The sequence below is a fragment of the Flexivirga sp. G2 genome (assembly GCF_055397625.1).
Map to the genome: position 1 here is coordinate 2,700,857 of NZ_AP039675.1, position 20,444 is coordinate 2,721,300.

Annotated in this window: 12 protein-coding genes; 2 read left to right on the forward strand and 10 right to left on the reverse strand. The window is 69.6% G+C overall.

Annotation, left to right across the window (positions count from 1 at the left end; genetic code table 11):
- Positions 1–4: 4 nt before the first annotated feature.
- From ACZ50J_RS13140 to ACZ50J_RS13155, 4 genes are read right to left on the reverse strand one after another with little or no spacing between them, the layout of a single operon-like run.
- Entirely contained in the window at positions 5–1,771 is a 1,767-nt protein-coding gene (locus ACZ50J_RS13140) for an MmpA family trehalose lipid delivery protein (RefSeq protein ID WP_464297602.1), read from the reverse strand.
- Positions 1,771–2,862 (reverse strand): glycosyltransferase family 4 protein, encoded by a 1,092-nt coding sequence (locus tag ACZ50J_RS13145; RefSeq protein ID WP_464297603.1) that lies wholly within the window; start codon positions 2,860–2,862, stop codon positions 1,771–1,773. Before ACZ50J_RS13145 ends, ACZ50J_RS13140 begins: the two co-directional genes overlap by 1 nt.
- Entirely contained in the window at positions 2,859–3,689 is an 831-nt protein-coding gene (locus tag ACZ50J_RS13150) for a glycosyltransferase family 2 protein (RefSeq protein WP_464297604.1), read from the reverse strand. Before ACZ50J_RS13150 ends, ACZ50J_RS13145 begins: the two co-directional genes overlap by 4 nt.
- Complete coding sequence (locus ACZ50J_RS13155; RefSeq protein WP_464297605.1) at positions 3,689–8,113, reverse strand: alpha-(1->3)-arabinofuranosyltransferase domain-containing protein; 4,425 nt, start codon at positions 8,111–8,113, stop codon at positions 3,689–3,691. Before ACZ50J_RS13155 ends, ACZ50J_RS13150 begins: the two co-directional genes overlap by 1 nt.
- A gap of 98 nt (positions 8,114–8,211) precedes the next feature.
- Between ACZ50J_RS13155 and ACZ50J_RS13160 the strand changes: the two genes are divergently transcribed.
- A complete protein-coding gene (locus ACZ50J_RS13160) occupies positions 8,212–9,465 on the forward strand; it encodes an oligosaccharide flippase family protein (RefSeq protein WP_464297606.1) in 1,254 nt (417 codons plus the stop codon).
- Here ACZ50J_RS13160 and ACZ50J_RS13165 read toward each other — a convergent pair.
- The 6 genes from ACZ50J_RS13165 to ACZ50J_RS13190 form a co-directional block, all read right to left on the reverse strand.
- Positions 9,430–10,269, reverse strand: coding sequence for a class I SAM-dependent methyltransferase (locus tag ACZ50J_RS13165; RefSeq protein ID WP_464297607.1), 840 nt, complete (start codon positions 10,267–10,269; stop codon positions 9,430–9,432). The two genes, ACZ50J_RS13160 and ACZ50J_RS13165, sit on opposite strands and share 36 nt — an antisense overlap.
- Before the next feature lie 95 nt (positions 10,270–10,364).
- Positions 10,365–11,648 (reverse strand): ArgE/DapE family deacylase, encoded by a 1,284-nt coding sequence (locus tag ACZ50J_RS13170; RefSeq protein ID WP_464297608.1) that lies wholly within the window; start codon positions 11,646–11,648, stop codon positions 10,365–10,367.
- 30 nt (positions 11,649–11,678) lie between these two features.
- On the reverse strand, positions 11,679–13,715 hold the full coding sequence (locus ACZ50J_RS13175) for an acyltransferase family protein (protein ID WP_464297609.1): 2,037 nt from the start codon (positions 13,713–13,715) through the stop codon (positions 11,679–11,681).
- Positions 13,712–15,673 (reverse strand): acyltransferase family protein, encoded by a 1,962-nt coding sequence (locus ACZ50J_RS13180; RefSeq protein WP_464297610.1) that lies wholly within the window; start codon positions 15,671–15,673, stop codon positions 13,712–13,714. Before ACZ50J_RS13180 ends, ACZ50J_RS13175 begins: the two co-directional genes overlap by 4 nt.
- Positions 15,670–17,616: an acyltransferase family protein gene (locus ACZ50J_RS13185; RefSeq protein ID WP_464297611.1), complete on the reverse strand. Its 1,947-nt coding sequence runs from the start codon at positions 17,614–17,616 to the stop codon at positions 15,670–15,672. The genes ACZ50J_RS13180 and ACZ50J_RS13185 overlap by 4 nt, the downstream gene beginning before the upstream one ends.
- 71 nt (positions 17,617–17,687) lie before the next feature.
- Positions 17,688–18,683, reverse strand: coding sequence for a sugar phosphate nucleotidyltransferase (locus ACZ50J_RS13190; RefSeq protein ID WP_464297612.1), 996 nt, complete (start codon positions 18,681–18,683; stop codon positions 17,688–17,690).
- Between the two features lie 85 nt (positions 18,684–18,768).
- Here ACZ50J_RS13190 and ACZ50J_RS13195 point away from each other — a divergent pair, with 85 nt between their 5' ends.
- Positions 18,769–20,436: a hypothetical protein gene (locus tag ACZ50J_RS13195; protein WP_464297613.1), complete on the forward strand. Its 1,668-nt coding sequence runs from the start codon at positions 18,769–18,771 to the stop codon at positions 20,434–20,436.
- The last annotated feature ends 8 nt before the right edge of the window (positions 20,437–20,444 follow it).

Below are 20,444 nucleotides of genomic sequence, written 5' to 3' on the forward strand. Positions count from 1 at the left end.
TGAGTCAGTGAATGTGTGCAATGTCTCGCCGTCGATCTGCCAGGGAATTTCCGGCGACCGCCAGGACGGCGAGCCCGGCGAGGACCCAGCCGGTGTAGCGGACGGGCCCCGTGTGGTTCGGTGTGTCGCTCTGCGCCCGCACTCCTGCGGTGCCGAGGTCGTACAGCCGCAGGTCACCGGCGGACGCGATCGGGGTGCGGTCGGTGATGGCGCGGATGTCGCCGGCGGGCGGCTGGTCGGTCTGGACGAGGGCGTAGCGCACGCCACCGCTGCGCAGGGCCGGCAGCAGACCTGACCCGGACCGCACCGCCGTGGTGACGCGATGTGCCCCCGGGCTCTCCCCCGGCACGACGACGCCACCGGCAAGGGGCAGATCGTCGTTCACCAGCGCGTCGCGATCGACCAGCCGCTGCCACGGGTCGAGCACCACGACGTCGTGGTCGAAGGAGTACTGCCGGTAGAGCGCCCAGGGGAAGACCGCGACACCGCCGGGCGGCAATGCGTCGATGCGTTGCGCCATACCCGTGTATGACGAGGGGTAGTCCACCGCGCGCCACTGACCGCCGGCGCCCCAGGCCAGTCCGGTGAGCGTCACGACCGGCCAGCAGGCGACGACCGCGGCGATCGCGAGGGCCGCCGCGTGTTCGGCGCCGGCCGTCACACCGGCGGCACGCACCCGCTCCACGAGCCGACCGGCGAGCACCGCGACGAGCAGTACCCACAACCCGACGAACTTCTGCGCGTCCCGCAGCAGCCCACCACCCGGCAGGTCGGTGATCACGGCGATCATCAGCTGCTGTCCGCCGGGGACCGCACTGGCGGCCGCCAGCACGAGTCCGACGAGCCCCGCGACAGTGAGGCCGGACAGCGCCGGTCCCTGTCGCCATACCCGTTCCCGTATGCCGTGCACGACGGCGACGATCACGACGATCAGGGCGAGGCCCGAGACGACCGGGGAATCGCGCTCGGAGAACCAGACGCCCTCGTTCCAGATGCCGCCACCGGTCACCAGCGAACCCACCACGCCCCACGGGGTGTCGGCCCTGGTCATGAACGCCTCCACGCCGACCCGAGCAGTCGACTGTGAGGGTGCCAGGAACAGGTAGGCGAACCACCAGGTCGCGTTGGCGAGCACGAAAATCGCCAAAGCCCAACCGAATTCGCCGAAGCGCCGCCGAACCGACGGCGCGGTCTCCGACGGCATCGCCAGCACTGCGAGGACGGCGATCAGGCCCAGCACGGCCCCCGTGGATCCGGTCGCGGCACTGAGCAGCAACCAGACGCCGAGTCGGGTGCGGCTGCGTGGCGCGCCCTCGCGCAGGGCGGCCGCTGCGGTCACCAGGAACGGCACACAGGCGTAGCCGAGCAGGTAGCCCCAGTGCCCGATCGCCAGCCGCTCCGCGACATACGGGTTCCACGCGGCGACCAATGCGGCGGCGGCAGCCCCCAGCCGGCTGCGCATCAACGACCCGACGCCCGCACCCACGAGGACGAAAACCGCCAGCAACAAGGCCTTCTCGACCACCCAGCCCGGGACGACGTGTGACAGGAGGGCCGCCAGAAAGTCGTTCGGTACGGCGCGCGGCACCGAACCGTCCACGCCGAGCGTCCGGTCGCTCAGCGCGAGTCGCGGCACGAACACCAGGTCGTAGTGCAACAGGTAGCCCGGCGCCAGCGACGGGCCGAGCGCGACGAGGCCGCACAGCAGGCCGACGATCGTCCCGACGCTGCGACGCCCGGACCGCCCGGCCTGACCGACCCGCTCAAGCATCAGCTTCCCTGTGCCTCGATGTCGGCGAATGCCGCTCCCATTCGGGCGCATTGGGTGACCAGGTCGTGGTCCGCGACCATGCGCGCGCGGTTCGCGGCACCGATCCGGACCCGCCGGTCGCGGTCAGTCAACTGGGTCACCAGCGCGTCGGCGATCGCCTCGACGTCGTCGTCGACCAGATCGTTCGGCGGCAACACCGCTTCGTCGTTCGTGCCGCACCGGGTCGTCACCACGGGTATGCCGCACGCCTGGGCCTCCAGGTAGGCCAACCCGAGCTGCTCGGTCCACTTCCAGGTCGGCCGAGGCGCCGTGCAGAAGACGGCCGCGTTCGCGAGCAGTTCGGCGACACCGTGGGCGTCGAGTTGCCCGGCCAGTTCGACTCCGCTGCCCGGGTCGGCGGCGGCCTGCTCCACGAGGCCGCGCAGGGGTCCGTTGCCGGCCACCAGCAGACGGGCCTCCGGCACCGTGGCGCGCACCAGCCGCATCGCATCGAGCACGCGATCGATGCCCTTGTTCGGAGCCAGCGGCGAGCAGAAGACGACGACCGGATCGTGGGTCGGTTCAGGGGCCGGCGTGAAGACCGTGGTGTCGACGCCGGGCTTCACCACGCGGATCTTGTGATCCTCGAAACCGTTGTCCAACATATGGTTTCGTGCTGCATCGATCGTGCAGAGGTAGAGGTCCGCGTCGCGTGCCGAGTCGAACGCCTGCTTGTACGGCGGGATCTTGTAGAGCGGCTGGTTCGGCAGGTTCTCCCAGGTGACCACCGCCTGGCGCACCTTGCTGCCACGCCGCCACTTGCTCGCCTGCCCCGTCACCAGCGAGCACAGCTCCAGCGTGGTCACCCAGTCGTATGCCGTGGGGTCCTGCTCCCCCAGGCCGTTCACCCAGGCCAGCGCGCCGGCCTCGACGAACCGCTTGACCGGGCGTCGGTAGGTGCTCGGCACCCAGGTGATGTCACCGACCGGTTCCTGGGCGGCCAACGCCGTCACGTCGGTGCCCGGCATCCGGCTCATCCAGTAGAGCTCGCGCCGCGGACGCTGATCGGGCAGCGAGACCCACAGCATCCGGCGGCGGTCGGCGCCGGTCACGATCCGACCCGCGCGCGATCCCGCCGTCCCCGGCGGGCCCCTGCGGCATACCCGACGAGCTCCAGGCTGCGCAGGACCACCATGCCGGCGGCGTGCATCGGATCCCGGCTGAGCCGCCGCCAGTTGACGGCATACGACTTGAGCACCGCGCGTCCCTGGGCACCGACGGCACCGTCGTGCCGGCCGGCGAAGGCAGGGATGCTGCGTCCGTAGTAGTACCGCTTGCGGAGCACGTCGGGCACGGTCAGCCTGCCCTCGTCGTGGTCCACGACGATCGGGGCGAGCTCGATCCCGCGACCCTCGGCGTGCATCCGCAGCCGCAGGTCGGCGTCCTCCGGGCCGGACATCCCCAGGTGGAAGCCACCCTCGCCCAGCAGGTAGTCACGCTGCACCAACCGCGGGTTGTGCAGCCACGGCTGGTTGAGATAGCACTCGCGTTCCAGCGCGCGGCACGCCGTCCAGAACCCTTCGCCGATCGTGCGCTCGGGCAGGGCGACGCCGGTCGCGCCAGTCCTGGTCGCGGTCCGCACGGCCAGCTCGATGCTGCGCGGCGGCAGCATCATGTCGCTGTCCAGCCAGAGCACCCACTGCCCCTCGGCGTGGGCGATGCCGAGGTTGCGCTGTGCCGACCGCTCCGGGCCGCCCGTCACCGCAACATCGGCGAGTTCGGTTGCTATGTCGAGTGTTTCGTCGGTGCTGTGGTTGTCGACCACGATCAGTTCGACACGCGGGTAGGTCTGGTCGCGCACCGACTGCAGGCAGGCCCGGATGGTGCGCTCGTTGTTGCGGGTCGGCACCACCACGGACACCAAGGGGTGTTCGGTCATCACCGGTCATCCTCTTCTTCACGGCCGCCGTCACGCAGCACTCCCACCAATCCGATGACCAGTCCCGCACCGGCCAGCCAGTGCGGCCACATGCTGCGCGCCACACCGTCGGCGCTCAGTGTGCCGCGTGCGTCGCCGAGCACCAGCAGGTAGACGGCCATCGCGAGGATCATCAGTGCGGCACCGGCCACCTGCAACCACCAGTCCGGAGTATGACGGCGCCAGCGCAGCAGACCCACCACCGCGGCACCGGCGACGAGCCCGGCCCAGCCGACGAAGAACGCGGCGACCAGGACGAGGCCGATCTCGAGAGTCCGCCGGGAGAACCGCAGCGGTGCGAAACCGGTGACCGGCTTCGTCCGGCGGCGCTCCGCCCGGTGCAGGCTGCGCTCCCGGCTGTCGGTCTCCGGCGCGAGGAGGTGCGAGCTCTCGCCGCCGCCGTCCTTGGCGTCGTCCCCGTTGTCCTCCCTGTTGTCCTCGACGCTCGGGTCGTCGGAGTCCTCGTCGTCCTCGTCGTCCTCGTCGTCCTCGGCACGCCGCAGCCGATCGGTTCGCAGCTTTCCGAAGAACGCGAACACGGCGAGCGCCACGGCCAGCAGGACGACGACGATGCTCACGCCCAGGGCGATGTCGGACCGGAGCTGGGGCCGGTAGGTGATGTCGACGGTGTACTTGCCCGCCTTCGGCAGCGTCCACCCGGCGGAGTAGCCGTCCAGGGTCTCCGGTGCGCCCAGGTCCTTGCCGTTGACGGTGGCGTGCCAGCCGGCGTCGACGCTCTGGCCGAGCACGACCGCCGTGGGACCGTCGGTCGTGACGTGCACCTGCTTGTGGGTGCTGGTGTTCTTCGACAACCAGGTCTTGGGCGTGGTGTCCTGGGCCGCGGTCGACACTGCTGCTGCCGCATCGTGCTGGGTGTCGGTCAGGTGCAGGTCGTCCAGGACGAATCCGTCGGCCGGTTCGATCCGATGGCTGCCGCCGTTCAGCTGGACATCGCCGCAGGACACCCAGGTGCTGCCCTGGGTGGTCGAACCCTGCAGCGAGTCGGTCGGCCGCATCCGGAGCGGAGCGCCGTCGACGGTCGCGACGGTGGTGCAGCGGGGGTCGGTGCCGTCGGCGTCCTTGATCGGGCCGAGGCCGTCGAGTTTGCTGACCTGTGCACCGGTGTCGATCGTGGTGAAGCGGGGCGGCACCTCACTCTCGGTGCCGTCGATCGAGTCGATGGTCATCCGAACGTCCTTGCCCTGCAACGGTTTCCCGTTCACAGGGGGTATGGCGATCCGGGTGGTGCCCTGCTTGCGCAGGACCTGTGACGCGACCGGTTCACCGTCCACGCTGATCGTCACCCGGTGGGCGTAGGCGTTGTTGGTGCGGCCCTTGCTGCCGGCCTGTTGGGTGACCGAGACGGAACTGATCGAGCGCCGCGGACCGGACATCTGCCACCAGGCGCCCTTCAGCTTGCCGCCCGGCTGCCAGGCCGTGTCGGTGTCGCCGTCGGCGGCCAGGGATGCACGGGTGCCGGCGAGTCCGAAGTAGAAACCGGACGAGGTCGCCGTGGCCTTCGAGGACAGTCCGGCGGTCCGGTCGTAGACGTCCTCGAAGGACGTGGTGACCCGCACCGCGGCCGTCCCGGTGAACGTCCGGGCGTCCGGCAGGCTGACCACCCGGCGCAGCCCGGTCTCGGAGTCGTCGCCGGCTTCCGACGTGCCCTGCTGACGCGTCAGCAGGACGTCCAGCGGGGTGCGGTCGAACTGTGCCCGTTGCGCCGCGCTGAGCTTCTTGTATGCCGCGTCGAAGGTGAGTGGGGTGCGCGCGGTGCGGATCGCCGGCGTGCCCAGACCCTGGATGTCCCGGATCCCGACCAGGTTGTAGCCCTTGCCGCGGGTGGAGTCCACCGTGATCGTGATCGTCCGCGCCGACACGTTGCCCATCGGGAACTCGGCGTAGCCGCTGGACGGCACCCGTCGGGTGACCGTCTTGCCGCCGGCGCGCACGGTGATCTTGTCCAGGTGCACGCTGCCGATCTGCGACTGCGCGATCCGCAGCGTGCCGACGTCGGTCTTCTGCGGTTCGGTGATCGTCAGCCGGTTGCCGGCGGCACGGTTGAAGTCGCCGAAGAGCCAGGCCGTGGACGGATCGCCGTCGACCGCGTTCTCGGGCACGGCATACGGCAGGTCGAAGAAGGCGCCGCCCTGCGCGGTGGCGGTCACGTGCGCCCCGGAGCGCTGCAGCACGGTCTGGTCGTCCGGGTTGGCGCCGAGGGTCCGGCTCACGCCGAGCGGCTGGTCGGCCGCCAGCAGCGGGCCCTGGTTGTTCGCCAGCCGGTTCGGGATGGCGTCGCGCCGCTGGTTGGTGTCGGTCAGCACCAGGGCGTGATCGCCGCCGAGGTTGTCGGCCAGCTGTTGGGTGGACAGGTCCTGTGCGTAGCGGAAGCTCGGGTTGTCGCGCAGCAGTCCGGCGCTGACCATCGACGGCACCGACCAGCCGTCACCGGCGACGACGAGCGAGCTGTCGGTCGGTTCGACCCGGACACTGTTCCCGGCGCCCTTCACGGCGTACTGCTGCAACGGCGGCAACTGCCGTTCGACCGCCGAGTCGTCGGTGGTGGCGCCCGCGACATACTCCCCCGGGTAGCCGTAATTGGCGACGCCGTACAGCCCTTTGTCCGCATCGGCGATCGACGAGACCTGGGCCGGGCGGACACCGCCCGCGTCCTCCCAGTTGATGTCGTGGCGCATCAGCACCGTGTTGGCACCCAGGTAACGCGCGTAGGTCGAGAGGGTGCCGGCCGGCACCACGCCGTTCTCCAGCGTGGAGTCGAGCGAGGCCAGGAAGTTGCCGCCCGGTGCCGAGGCGTTCGGGCTGGTCTCGGGCAGGATCACCTGCCGGCTGAAGAGCGAGTTCGCCACGTCGTCCGGGCGGTCCACGGTCCAGCGGTATGCCGGGCGCGTCTGACCGGGCAGGAAGAGCACCGCCGAGTCCGCGTCGCCCTTGTCGATCGCGGACGCCGCATGCTTCCAGTACGACGGGATGTCCATCGGCGAGGTGTAGAGCCGGTTCGTCAGTGCGGGCAAGGTCCACGACACCAGCAGCAGGAAGACCGACACGGCGGCGAGCGGCGCCAGTCCGTCGCGGCGCATCAGCTTCGGCAGCACCTTGGCCGCGGCCACGCCCAGCGCGATCGCGAAGGCGAGCGCGAGCAGTGCACCGACCTTGTTGGTGGTCCGGAACGCCGCCATACCGGGCAGGTCGACGAACCAGTGGAAAACGATCCCGAACGGCGACGACGGGTGCCCGGCGGCGGGGAACATCCCGACCATGAGGACGGCCGCGATCGCCGCGGTCGCACCGACGACGACACGGGCCGCGCCGTGCAGCCAGCGCATCGCCAGCAGCGCCAACGCCGGCCACAGCATGGTCAGCACCATGACCGTCGGACTCGTGAGGAACACCGCGTCCTGCGGCACCCACGCGCCGTGGTTGTCCTGGCCGTAGAGCGACCACAGCCCCATCCCGCGCAGCACCTCGGGGTAGGAACCGACCTTCGCGATACCGGTCAGCGATTCCGACTCGTCGACGATCTGGCTGCCTGTCGTGACGGCACTGAATCCCGGCACCAGCCAGTAGATGGAGACACCGACCACGAACGCGGCGCACTTGCCCGTCGCACCGAGGATCGCCGACCAGCGCAGCCGCCATACCCGTCGGGCGACCCAGACGATCGGCAGCAGCGCGAGCAACTGGAAGATCGGCACGATGGCGACGTTCATCCCGCTCATGGCGAAGAAGAGCAGTCCGAAGACCGCCGGCCAGACGAGCCCTTGCGCCTGTCTCCTCGCGGCCCGCGCCCAGCGCACGCTCGCACGCTCGCGTTGCGCTGCGCCCGCGCCGGTCGTCGACACGCGGTCCCCGTCCGGCTCGTCCGCGACCGGTGCCGGATTCCAGAGTGCATTGATGAAGGCGAGCAGCGACCAGGGCAGCAACGCCATCGGCAGCGCGATCGCCAGTGTGCTGCCGGCCTGGATCGTGTAGGGGTTGGCCAGGATCAGCACGCCGGCCGCGAGCCCCGCCCATTGACCGGCGAGGGGCACCAGCCGACGGCTGAGCCGCGCGGTGCCCCATGCCGTGGCCAGCCACATCGCGAAATGCAGGACCTTGAAGGTCCACTCCGGGGAGAGCCCGATGCCCCGCAGGGCGCCGGTGACCAGCAGCACGGGCACCAGGCCGACGTTGAAGTTGGGCGAGCCGAGGTAGGGCGTGTCGGTCCAGGCCGAGAGGTACTGCCGGATCATCCGGCCCGGCGCGAGATACACCTCGGGCTTGATGTCGGTGTAGAAGTGCCCGGGGCCGTTCAGCGTCACGATCGCTGCCAGCAGGAGGGTCAGTCCGAAGACGGTGAGCCGATAGCCCGTCATCAGTCGGCGCACGTGGTCGGCTCCCAGGGTCGTGGTCGGCGGTCCGTCGCAGGCCCGGGGGTCGCTGCGCGGGGAAACCAAATACTAACTCGCGGGTAACCTCTGTGGTCGTGACCACATCCAACGGACGTCGTGCGCCCTCGTCGAGGACCGCGATGGGTGCGTTGCTCGGCGTCGCGATGGGTATGGCGAACGCGCTCGGTTATCTCGTCGTGATGCTGCTTTCGCGACCGCTCGGTCCCGGTGAATTCGGTGGCTACACAGCGCTTTCCACGTATGGCGTGCTGCTCGCCATACCCGCCGGGGTGTTCCAGGTCGTCGTCGCACGACGGCTGTCCGGGGACGATCCGCACGGCCCGACGAGCGCCGTCCGGCCGGCCCTGCTGATCGGGCTGGGTTGCTTCGTGGTCACGGCGGCGCTCTCCCCCGCGCTCGAGCACTGGTTCCACCTGCCGTCGTTCTGGGCCGCGGTGCTGCTCGGCGGGATGCTCGTGCCGATGATGGTCACCGGTTGTTTCCAGGGGATCCTGCTCGGCCGGGGCCGACTGCGAGCGCTCTCCCTGCTCTATCTGGCGAACGCCCTGACCCGGGTCGTCGCGGCCGCCGTGTGCGCGTTGCTGTCGGCCGACGTCACCGGTGTCTTCGCCGCGATGCTGACCGCCGGCGCCCTCACCGCCCTGTATGGCGCGTGGTTGTGCCGTGTCGACCTGGCCGCTCTCCCCCGGACCGCGCGGCTGGCCGGAGAACTGATCCGGTCCAACAGCACGCTGGCGGCATACGTCGCGTTGACCAATGTCGATATGTTGCTGGCCCGCCACTACCTGACCGCGCACGAGTCGGGCGGTTATGCGCTGGCGTCGACGTTCGCGCGCGCCATGTGTTGGGGCACCCAGTTCGTCGCGCTGATCATCGTGCCGCGCATGCAGGGCGCCCGCCCGACGCGGACCCTGCTGCGGGCGAGTGGCGTGGTCGCGGCGATCGGCGTGGTCGGTTTCGCGGTCGTCGCGATCTCACCGCGCGGCTGGATCACCGTCGCGGGCGGTCCCGACTACGGCGAGTTCGGTGGCCTGGCGTTGCTGTGCGTGGTGCTCGGCGTCGCCTGGGCGCTCGCGCAGGTCTGGTTGTTCTCCGAGATGGGCAGTGACACGAGCTGGCTCGGCGCGTTGACCTGGGCGACCATCGTGGCCGAGGTCGTGGCGATCGCCGCGGCCTGGCACGACTCCCCGACCCAGATCGTGTGGGTCTGCCTCATCGGCGCACTCGTCGTCGCGCTGTCCGGCCTGCTGCGCGTCGTGCTCCGGCATCAGGCGACGGCCATTGCGGACGAGTCAGTGATCGTCGCTGCCGATAGCCCGCGAGCGTGAGAGCACCAGCCCGGCCAGCTTCTTGACCGGTCCGGGGAAGCGGTCGGCCGCGCCCCATGCCACCTTGTTGACCCGGTCCTGCACCGTCGTCTGGTAGCGGCGCAGTTGCTCGTCGGTCCGGGACAGTCCACGACGGCGGCCCGGCACCCGGCGGAAGACCAGTGCGTGCAGCCCGTTGGCCCAGCGCGGGTCATCCGCGTGCTGGGCGTCCCAGGTGGCGCTGATCTCCCACCCCGGGCGCCGTTTGAGGAAGAGCTGGTGGGCGCGTTGCACCACCGGCCAGCTGGCGTCGTCGATCAGGACCAGAGCTTCGTCGGCCAGCAGCGGCTCGACCACGGCGAGTGCCAGGTAGTGCGAGAGCAGCGTGTGCTCGCCGTCGTAGAAGTAGACGCCGACCGGGCGGTCGATCACCCCGTTCTGCGCCATCAGGGTGAACGCGTCACCCTCAAGCAGCCGTATGTCGGCTCCACCGCCGAAGCGCTGCAGGTTCTCCTCGAGCTCGGCGCGGGCTTCCTGCCCCGCCATACCGAACTCCAGGAAGTTCTCCATCGCGTAGAACGTCTTGCCCGCGTTGTCCTGCACGGCGGCGACCAGGGACCGGCCCTTGAAGGTGCCGACCTCGAGGTATGCCTCGCCCTCGGGCAATGCAGCGGCCGCCAGGTTGAGCACCGCGAGTTCGTTGGCGCCGGTGTAGCCGGCCACCTCATCAGTCATCGCCTTCCACCGCGGGTCGAGCGGATCGCTCGACTGCGGGTCGCCGGCGAAGGCGTCGGTGATCGCGTCGAACACACGGGATGTCTGCATGGGCGCAGAGACTATCCGGACCTAAAGCTGGTCGAGTAGCAGCGGGGGGAGCGAAGTGGAGGACGCTGCGTATCGAGACCTACTCACCGGTCACTTCATCCGGGCCTGCACGCACGGGCTGCGAGCAGTGCACAGACCCTGGCGCAGGCCAGCAGGTCGGCGACCTCGACGGACTCGTCGACCGCGTGCGCTTCCTCGATCCGACCGGGGCCGTACTGCAGGGTCGGGACGCCGGCGGCGGCATACAGGCGCAGATCCGAGCCGTATGGCGCACCGACGACCCCCGGAGCACTCCCCCGCACGTCCTCGATCGCACCGACGACCCGACCGAGCAACGGATCCCCCTCCGGCAGTCGACCCGACGCGAAGACACCGCCTGGCCAGGTCACCCGCACCGAGTGGTCGCGCAGCCACGGGTCCTGCTCCCCCACTCGCGCCACGGCGTCCTCGAAGGCGCGCCGGGCGTCGTGCACGGACTCGCCGGGGCGAACGCCATACCGGCCTTCTGCGACCAGCAGATCGGGCACCGTGCTGGCCCAGTCGCCGGCGCGGACGACTCCGATCGACAGCGGCCAGGGCAGCGCGAGGTGCGCGAATTCGGTTGGTACTTGTGTGTTTCGGTTCTTCTCCAGGGCGCGTAGCGCGTCGTGTACGACGGCCAGCTTGTCCACGGCGCTCACCCCGGCCAGCCGTTGCGAGCCGTGCGCGGCCCGGCCCGGCACCTCCAGCCGGAAGGTGAGCGACCCGGCGTTGGCGGGTATGACGGTCTCCGCCGTCGGCTCGGTGATGATGCAGGCATCGGCCTCGTGCCCACGGCGCAACGCCGCGAAGGCACCCAGACCGCCGTCCTCCTCGCCGCTCACGCAATGGACGGCGAGCGGCCGGGTCCGGTGGATGCCGGAGCGGCGGACCGCATCGACGGCGGCGAGCATCGCGACGACGCCCGATTTCATGTCACTGGCCCCGCGGCCGTGAGCGCGGCCATCGCGGACCCGCAGTACGAACGGATCCCCGCCCGGCCACCCGTCGAGGTCACCGGGCGGTACGACGTCGGTGTGTCCGCAGAACGCGAGCGCCGGTGTGTCCGTTGCCGATCCGTCCGACGGCGGGAGCACCCCGACGACGCCGACCGCTCCGCTGCGCTCGACCTCCGCGCCCGGGAAGTCAGGGTCGGACATCAGGTCGGGTAGATCGATCTCCCACTCGTCCACTTCGAGCCCGACGGCCCGGAGCCTCTCGGCGCACCACCGTTGCGCCGCTACCTCCCCGGCACTGCCCCCGACCGACGGTATGGCGACCAGCTCGGCAAGGTCGGCCAGCAGGGCGTCCTCGTCCACCAGGTCGAGCACGCGTCGCTCGTCGGTCGTCAGTTCACCCATCCCGCAAGGTTCTCACCACCTGCAACGTGACTACTGCGAGATGGAGTTGACCGGCACGTTCGGTCCGAACCGCTTGCGCAGCTCAGGGGTGAAGTGGCTCCACCACTGCGTCGCCCCGGCCTTGGCGAAGTGCACTCCGTCCGGACGCATCGTGACCCCGTCCACCTGCGGCTGATACTTCCCGTTCGGACACAGGTAGCTGCGCATGTCGAGGACCGTCGTCCTGGGATGTGTCCGTGCCACCTCGGCCAGCACGTCGTTGACGGCGTCCTGCCGCCATACTTCGTTCTGTGTCGCGGCCGCGGCGGCGTCCTCGTTCGGATCCACACCCGGCAGCGCACCCATGCCACTCGCGCCCTGCCGGTCATAGCAGGGGATGTTCGCGATCGTCACCGGGTAGCGACCGCGCTGGCCGGCGACATCCGCCGCTTCGCCGTACGCCTTGAGCAGCGCCGCCCGCCACGGCGCCGTGCCGACTCGGAGCACCGTCCCCCCGACCCGGCGATCGAAGAGCTCAGCGGAGCCGGACACCACGATCGACAACCGCGGCTTGGTCTCCTTCACCAGCGCCGCCCACCGTCGCTGCCACCCTGCGCACTGCGTCGCCGGCGTCGTCTGGAACTTCTCCACCTGCAACTGCTGGGGTATGGCGACACCACAGCCCAACTGGGTGCTCGACCCGACGCTGAGCGAGGACAAGTCGCCAGCCGGGTAGTACTTCCAGAGTGTGAAGGCCACCGAGTCGCCGAAGACGTCCACCCGGTCCTGCCCGGGTCGCATCGGACCGGTGACGGTGGTGATGCTGCCCGGGAGCGCGGTGCCGAAGATCGGGTCCTTGGCGTTCGCAGTCGAGGCGAACGCGCACGTGACGCCGAGTGCCAGGGCGACCCCGGCGGCCACGACGCCGCCGTGCGGCATCAGCCGGCGCAGGGCGCCCTGTCGGATCGGCCGCTCGACGAATTGGTCGAATGCGAACGCCACCACGAAGACGACGAGCATCCGGACCGCGACCAACGCCAGCCCGTCCAGGTGCGTTCGCTGCTCATCGAGGATCAGGAAGAGCGGCCAGTGCCAGATGTAGAGGCCGTAGATGCGCTTGCCCACAGCGGCCAGCGGCCACCAGCTGAGGGCACGCGACAGCCGGCTGTCCCGGCACGTGGCGAGGTGCCAGCACAACCCGACGGCGGCGAGGCCGGAGAGCAGGAACCCGCCGCGGAAGATCCACTCGGTCTGGGCGTCGACCAGCAGCGGGACTGCGAAGAGCCAGATGAGCCCCAGGACACCGGCGACTGTCGACCACGTCGAGGAGCGCATCGGTATGCCGAGCAGCACCGTCGACTGGCGGCGGCGCCGTCCCCGGCGTGCCTGCTGCTCCAGCAGCACCGCCAGCGCGCATCCGACGAGCAGCGCCTGGGCGCGGCTGAAGGTGTTGTAGTAGACGCTCGAGGGGTCACCGGACGGGTGGTAGAGCGTCGCCATCCACGCGGCCGACGAAACAGCCAGCACTGCCAGCACCGTGGGAAGACCACGTAGCCGGCCCCGTCGCCAGGTGAGCCAGCCGAGCAGCACCAACGGCCAGACGACGTAGAACTGTTCCTCGATCGACAGCGACCAGGTGTGCAGTAGTGGCGAGACCGTCGAACCGCCCTGGAAATAGGACTGCTTGTCGTCGATGAAGTGCCAGTTGGACCAGAAGGTCAGTGCCGACACCATGTCGATCCGGAACCGCCCGAGCGTCGTCGGATCGGCGAGGAACTTGGCGTATGCCGCTGCGAGTATGACGACACCGGTCATCGCGGGTAGCAGTCGGCGGGCGCGACCGCACCAGAACGCGAGCAGCGGGACCGTCCCCCAGCGGCCCACCTGGCGCAGCAGGAGCGACGTGATCAGGTAGCCGCTGACCGCGAAGAACATGTCGATCGCGAGGAACGACCCGGTCAACACCGACCAGCCCGCGTGGTAGAGCAGCACGATGAGCACACCAATGCCGCGGAAGCCGTCGATCGACGCCAGGTACTGACCGCCCGCTCGCGACGGGGCCGCGCGACGTGCGGCGGGTAGGTTCACGACCTCTCCCCCACCAGCCGTAGCGCCTCCGGCGCCAGCCATTTCCAGACGACCTTGGCACCCCACGGCGAGAAGTGGACGCCGTCGGCATACAGGCTGTTGCCGCCGGGCCTCTTCGGAGTGTCACCGGACCCGCACACCGCACCGTGCAGGTCGATCACCGGAGCCCCGTGCGCAGTCGCCCACCCGCGGACCAACGCGTTCAACTGCGCCGGGTGGGCGAAGGCGTGCAGCGTCTCGGGTGCACTCTCCCGCATCGTCTTCAGGAACACTCCGGCCGCGGTCTTCGGGTCATAGCACGGCATGGTCACCATCGCGACCCTGGCGCCGGCGCGCTTCGCGCCGGCCGCCACGACATCCAGCTGATGCCGCACGGCCTGGTCGTAGACGTGATCACCCAGGGTGCGCTTCTTGCCGTCGATCACATGCGTCAGCTGCAGCAGTCGGGACGGCATGATCAGCAGCAGCTTGGTCCCGGTACCCTCCAGTTGCTTCGGCCACTCCTTCTTGAACGCAACACAATCCGGCCGCAGAGACTCCGGGTCGTTGTTGCCCGGATTCAGGTAGGGCGTCGTCAGTAGATCGCAGCCCGAGCTCGCGCCGTTGATGACCTTCAGATTCTTGTAGTCGCTCGCCGGGAAGTCCTTCGTCAGCCGGTCCGGTACCGAATCGCCGAACAGCGCAATCGTTTCGGGGGTCTCCGGCGCCCTGTATGTCGGCTGTCGTGGCACCAGGTTCGGCGCCGGCGCCGCTACCGGCGGCCCCTCGGCGGCAGCCGCCGGGTTGCCGTGCAGGCCGAAGGCTCCGACGACGAGGGCCACCGCGACGGCCACTGCCACAGTGCGGGCCCTCAACGCACCGCCGAGCAGCGCCCGCCAGCCGTGATCGTGGATCGGTCTCTCGAGCCGTTGGTAGGACAGGGTGGCAATACCGATCGTCAGCATGAAGCCTGCGACCACCCGCTGCCAGACGGGCGCTCCGGGCAGCGCCTGGCCGAGCCAGAGTCCGATCGGCCAGTGCCACAGGTAGGCGCCGTACGAGATCCGGCCGAGCGCCGCCAACGGCCGCACCGCCAGCACGCGTTGCAGAGGTCCCGTCCGGTCGTCGGCCGCTGCCCACACCCAGGCCGTGGCCGCCAGCGACAGCACGAACATGCCGCCGTTCGCCATCAGCGTCGTCTGCGGATCCGCCACCACGAACCCGACCAACGTGATTGCCAACGCGCCACTGCCGAGGAGCTGAACCTGCTTCACGGAGAACGAATTCGGCCGGGGGCGGGCACCGAACCGAGCCGTCCAGACACCGAGCGCGGCACCCAGCAGTAGCGACTGCGCCCGGGTGTCCGTGCCGTAGTACAGATGCGAACGGGCGTGGTCGGTCCCGACGCCGACGACAGCCATCCAGACCGCGGACAACGTCGCCAGTCCGAGCAGCGCCGAGATCACCGCCCGACGGGTGCGCAGCATTGCCATGAGCGCGAGCACCAGAAGCGGCACGACGAGGTAGAACTGCTCCTCCACGGACAGCGACCAGGTGTGCTGCAGCACGGACGGCTCGGCGAAATGAACGAAGTACTGGTCGCTCTGGGAGATCAGCCGCCAGTTCATGAAGTAGCCCATGGTGGCCAGCACGTCCCACCGCAGTGAGGCCCGCTGGGCGGACGACGCGAACGCGAGGCCATAGATCACGACCGCCATCAGGAGGAGGGCGAGCGCCGGGAACAGTCGTCGCGCACGACGCGCATAGAACGCGACGAACCGGATCCGGCCCGTTCGGGCTCGCTCCTGGACGAGCATCCGGACGATGAGGAACCCGGACAGCACGAAAAACACGTTCAGTGTGAGCCAGGCACCGGAGAGCTGAGTGACGCCGAAGTGGAAGAGCAGCAAAAAGATCACGAGGACACCGCGAATGCCGTCCAGTGCTCCGACTCGGCGGTCCGCTGACGAGCCCGTCACCTATGCGCCCTCGGTGTGCCCGGCACCCAGTGGGCGACCTGCGGCAACAACCACTTCCAGAACGCCTGCGCCCCCGCCTTGGTGTAGTGCACGCCGTCGTCGCGCATCTGCACGCCGTGCACCTTCTCGGTGAATTTGCCCGACGGGCAGACCAATTCACCCGGGTTGACGAGGTGGACGGTCTTCGGGTGCTTCGCCGCGAACGACTGCAGGATCTTGTTCACCGCGGCCGCGCGCTTCGGGTCGTTGCGGTCGGTCGCCATGTTGACACCGCCGACCAGGTATTTGGGCTGGCCCAGGCACGGCACCGTCGGTATGACGATGGGGCCGTGCGGACCCGCCTTGTCCATGGTCTGCAGGCCGAGCTCCAGCCGGGACTGCAGGTAGCTGGAGTAGGCGGCGGAGCCGACCTTGAGCGTCTTGCCGTCGACGTAGTGGTCGAAGACCTCCCACGGGCCGAGCGTCCACACGATCACCTTCGGCTTCGTGCTGCCGACGCCGTCGGCCCAGTGCTGGAAGATGTCCGAGCACTCCGACTCGGTGGGCTGGCGCTTGCCGTCGATCACGATGCTCTGCTCGGCGGTGCCGCACCCAAAGTCCACCGCTGCGGTGGGGTTGATGCCCGGGAACGCCTGCTTCGGGAAGTTGTAGCCCAGCGAGAAGCCGACGGAGTCGCCGATGATCAGCAACGGGTAGCCGCCGGAGCCACCGGAAACAGTCACTCCTTCACCGGCACGCGCCACCGGTGCGAGCCGAATCCCGTTGACGGACACTGCGATCGCGATGGCAGTGGCGGCGACCGCGGCCACCGGCACGAGCGTGCTGACCTTGTGGCCGAGCTTGCGCAGCGCACCCTTGCGGATGGGATTCTCGATCAAGTAGTAGGACGCACTCGCGATGGCGAACGTCAGCCCGAACCGCAGGATCTGCAGCGGTATGCCGGACAGGTGCACGCGGTCCGGGGTGAGCACCACGAACAGCGGGTAATGCCAGAGATACAGCCCGTAGGACAGCATCCCGATCCAGGCCAGCGGCCGCCAGGACAGCAGCCGAGCGACCGAGCTGCCCGGCAGCAGTTCCACCGAGGCGATCAGCACCGCGAACATCGTGTCGAAGACGAGGTAGCCGCCGTAGAAGACCCACCCACTCGCCGGTATCCAGAAGAACCAGTAGCCCGTCAGTGCGACGACCACCCAGCCGACGCCTATCACCCAGGGCCGGTTGCGCTCGGCCCAGGCGACCATCCGTCGGCGGTCGAGCATCGACATACCGACCGCCAGCACGGCGCCGACCAGGATGTCCTGCATCCGGCTGTCGGTGCCGTAGTAGACGCGCGACGGGTCGCTGCCCGGGACGTAGACCTTCGCCATCACCAGCGCCGACAGGACAGCCAGACCGATCATCACCGCGAGGATCTTGCCGCGGCCCCGCCTGCCGAAGGCTCGGAACAGGACGATCATCAGGATCGGGAACAGCAGGTAGTACTGCTCCTCGATGCCGAGGGTCCAGGCGTGCTTGAACGGCGTCTCCGCGGTGGTCCCGAACTGGTCGAAGTAGGACTGTCCGGTGAGGATCATCCGCCAGTTGGCGACGTAGAAGAGCGTCGCCAGACCGTCGCCCCTGATGGTGCTGGGAGTGTCGTCGCCGAGGATGCGCGGCCAGGCCAGGGAGACCACGACCAGCATGAGCAACAACGCGGGCAGCAGCCGGCGTGCACGGCGGGCGTAGAAGCCGACGAGGTCGATCGATCCCCACTTGTCCAGCTCCTTCAGCAGCAACCCGGTGATCAGGTAGCCGGAGACGATGAAGAAGACATTGACCGACCAGTACCCGCCGGTCACCCATTCATAGGGGACGTGGTAGAGCATGATCGTGAGCACCGACACGGCACGCATGCCATCCAGCGCCGGGCGGTAGCCACCGCCGGTGGGTCGTGGGCTCATCAAGTCGCAGAGGTTCTCGGGGGCAGGACGCGCGCAAGCATACTTCGCCGAGATCCAGGTCACACTCGGGGCTACTGATCGGTAAGTTCTCCGTCGAGCACGATGTCGCTCGCGACGGTGCCGGCCGGCACCGTCACGCCTTCGGCCACGACGCACCGCGCCAGCTCCGCGCCGGCGCCCACCCGAGCGCGAGGCAACAACACCACCTCGTCCAGCTCGGCCGCCTCGACCACGACACCGGACTGGACGCTGCAACCACCGGTCAGCCGCGCGGCCGGGTCGACGGACGCGTCCGCAGCGACCCAGGCGTCCGGATCGGCGCTCAGAGCGCCCGGGAGCGCACCGGTCACCGCATCCACACTCGCCATCCGGTATGACGAGGGGCTGCCCACGTCCCGGAAGTATCCGTCGCCGCGCCACGCGCGAACCTCCGTGCCGGAGCCGATCAGCGCGGGCAGCAGGTCCCGCTCCCAGGACGACCGGCCGACGGGCAGCGCACGCAGCAGGCCCGCCGCGACGACGTAGGTGCCGGCGTTCGCCAGGCCGGGACCGGACCCGGACTTCTCGACGAACTCGCGCACCCGCCCGTCCTCGTCGCAGGTCACCTTCCCGTATGCCGAGACGTCCGGCACCGGACGCACGTGCAAGCACGCACCGGCCGATCCCGCCGACTGCAGGTGCGCTGTCAGGTCATGGCTGGACAACAGGTCGCCGTTGAGCACGACCACGCGGTCGACGCCGGGCAGCAGGTCGATCGCCGCACGCAGCGCGCCGCCGGTGCCGAGTGGTTCGGTCTCGACGCAGTACACCAGGCGCAGACCCCAACGCGATCCGTCGCCCAGCGTCGTCGCGAACCGGTCGGCAAGGTACCCGGTCGACACCACGACGTCGCGCACCCCGGCCGCCGCCAGCCGACGCAACTGATAACCGACCAGCGGCTCCGGACCCAGTGGCAGCAACGGTTTCGGGCAGTCGTCCGTGAGCGGTCGCATGCGACTGCCCGCTCCCCCGGCCAACACGATCCCGCCGACATCCACGACCGCATTATGTCCGAACCGACGTGCCATGCTCGTGTCCAAGATCAACGACGCGGGTAACCTGCGGCCAACGCTTCCCGCGACCCCGAGCGATTCCGCAACCCCGAGGTGACCCATGCCGGCGACCGTCCTGCGACGGCTGCGGTATGCCGCACGCCACCCGGCAACCTGGCTGGTGCTGATCGCGCTCATCCCGATCGGCGTCGCTTACGTGCGCGCCGTCTCTCACGGCTGGGCGCCCGAGGGCGACGACGCGGTGATCGCCGACCGGATGCGCGCGGTCTTCAGCGGCCGGCCGCCGGTTATGGGCCAGCGTTCGACAAGCATCCTGACCGAGGGCGCCAACGTCCCGACCCATCACCTCGGCCCGCTGGAGTACTACTTCGCGGCACCGATCGCGGGGCTGCTCGGCTTCTCCGGCGCCGGCATCCTGCTGTCCGTCGCCATCGGAAACGCAATAGCCGCAGGCGGATCCATCATCGTGGCGTTCCGGATGCGGGCGCTGCGGACCGCCATACCGACGACGCTCGCGGTGTTGCTGCTGGAGTGGGCACTCGGTCCGGAGCAACTCGTCCGACCGCTCAACGTCTACGTCGCCACGCTGCCGATGCTCCTGGTGCTGGTCTGCGGCTGGGCGCTGGTGGACGGCGATCTGTCCGTGCTGTGGCTCTATGCGGTCGCCGCGTCGTTCGTGGCCCAGTCGAACCTGGCGTTCGTGCCGTTCGTCGTCGGTCTCACCGTGGCCCTCGCCGCGCTGGCGCTCTGGCGGCGCCTCCGACATGTGCGCATGTCGCGGCATGACGTCGACTGGCTGCGCCGGCGGTGGGTGGTCGCCGCCGTCGTCACGTTCGTCGTCTGGCTGCCGTCCCTGCTGGAGCTGGTGATCTACCAGCCGAACAACCTGCAGCAGCTGATCACGTACCGCAGCCGGTCGTCCGGCACCGGCGCGTCCTGGCCGCACGCCGTCGCCTACACGCTCGACCGGCTCTCACCGGTCGGCTTCGGCCGGTTCCACAACACGTATCGTCCGGACGAGCACGGCATCGCGGTGGTTGCGGGTGCGGTCGGGGCGATGCTGCTGGCGCTCGGTGCCTTCGCGGGATCTCGGCGGCCGCGCACGGCCGGCAGCTTCGCGTGCGGGCTGGCGCTGATCGCCATACCCATCGAGGCATGGGGCCTGACCTACATGGCGGGCTTCACGGTCGGCTACTGGTTGCTGCCGACACTGGTGATCGCCGTCTTCGGTGTCGCCGCCCTGGCCGTGCGTGTCACGGAGTTGGTGCCGCGGGACCGGCTCGTTGCGCAGGCGGCTCGGGTGCCCGCGGTATGGCGCACCGCGGTCGGCGTCGTCGTGGCCGTCGCCCTTGCAGTGGTCGCCGCCAGCACCGCGGCCGCTCCCGCCTGGGCCGGCGAGGAGGCCGCTCGACACGCCAGCTCGGTGGTGACGTCATACCTCGGGAAGCACGCGCAACCCTCGGCGCCGGTGGCGGTCCAGGGCAGCGGCATTCGCTCCCTCAGCATCGACTCGGCGATCGGGTTCCAACTCGGCCGCGCTGGGTACGACGCCTATTACATGCTCGGTTGGCCCGAGCCCGAGGACACCGACCCGTGGCACGTCGACCACGCACCGGCGACGCACATCTCGGTGCTGATCGCGGAGCGCGCACCGGGCGGCAAGTGGTCGCGCGCGCGGCCATCCGGCTCGGCGACGCTCGATCTGGGCCGCGCCGGGTCCACCGAATTGCGTGCCTGGGTGGAGATTCCCTCCGTCATGGCCCGGTGACCCCCGCC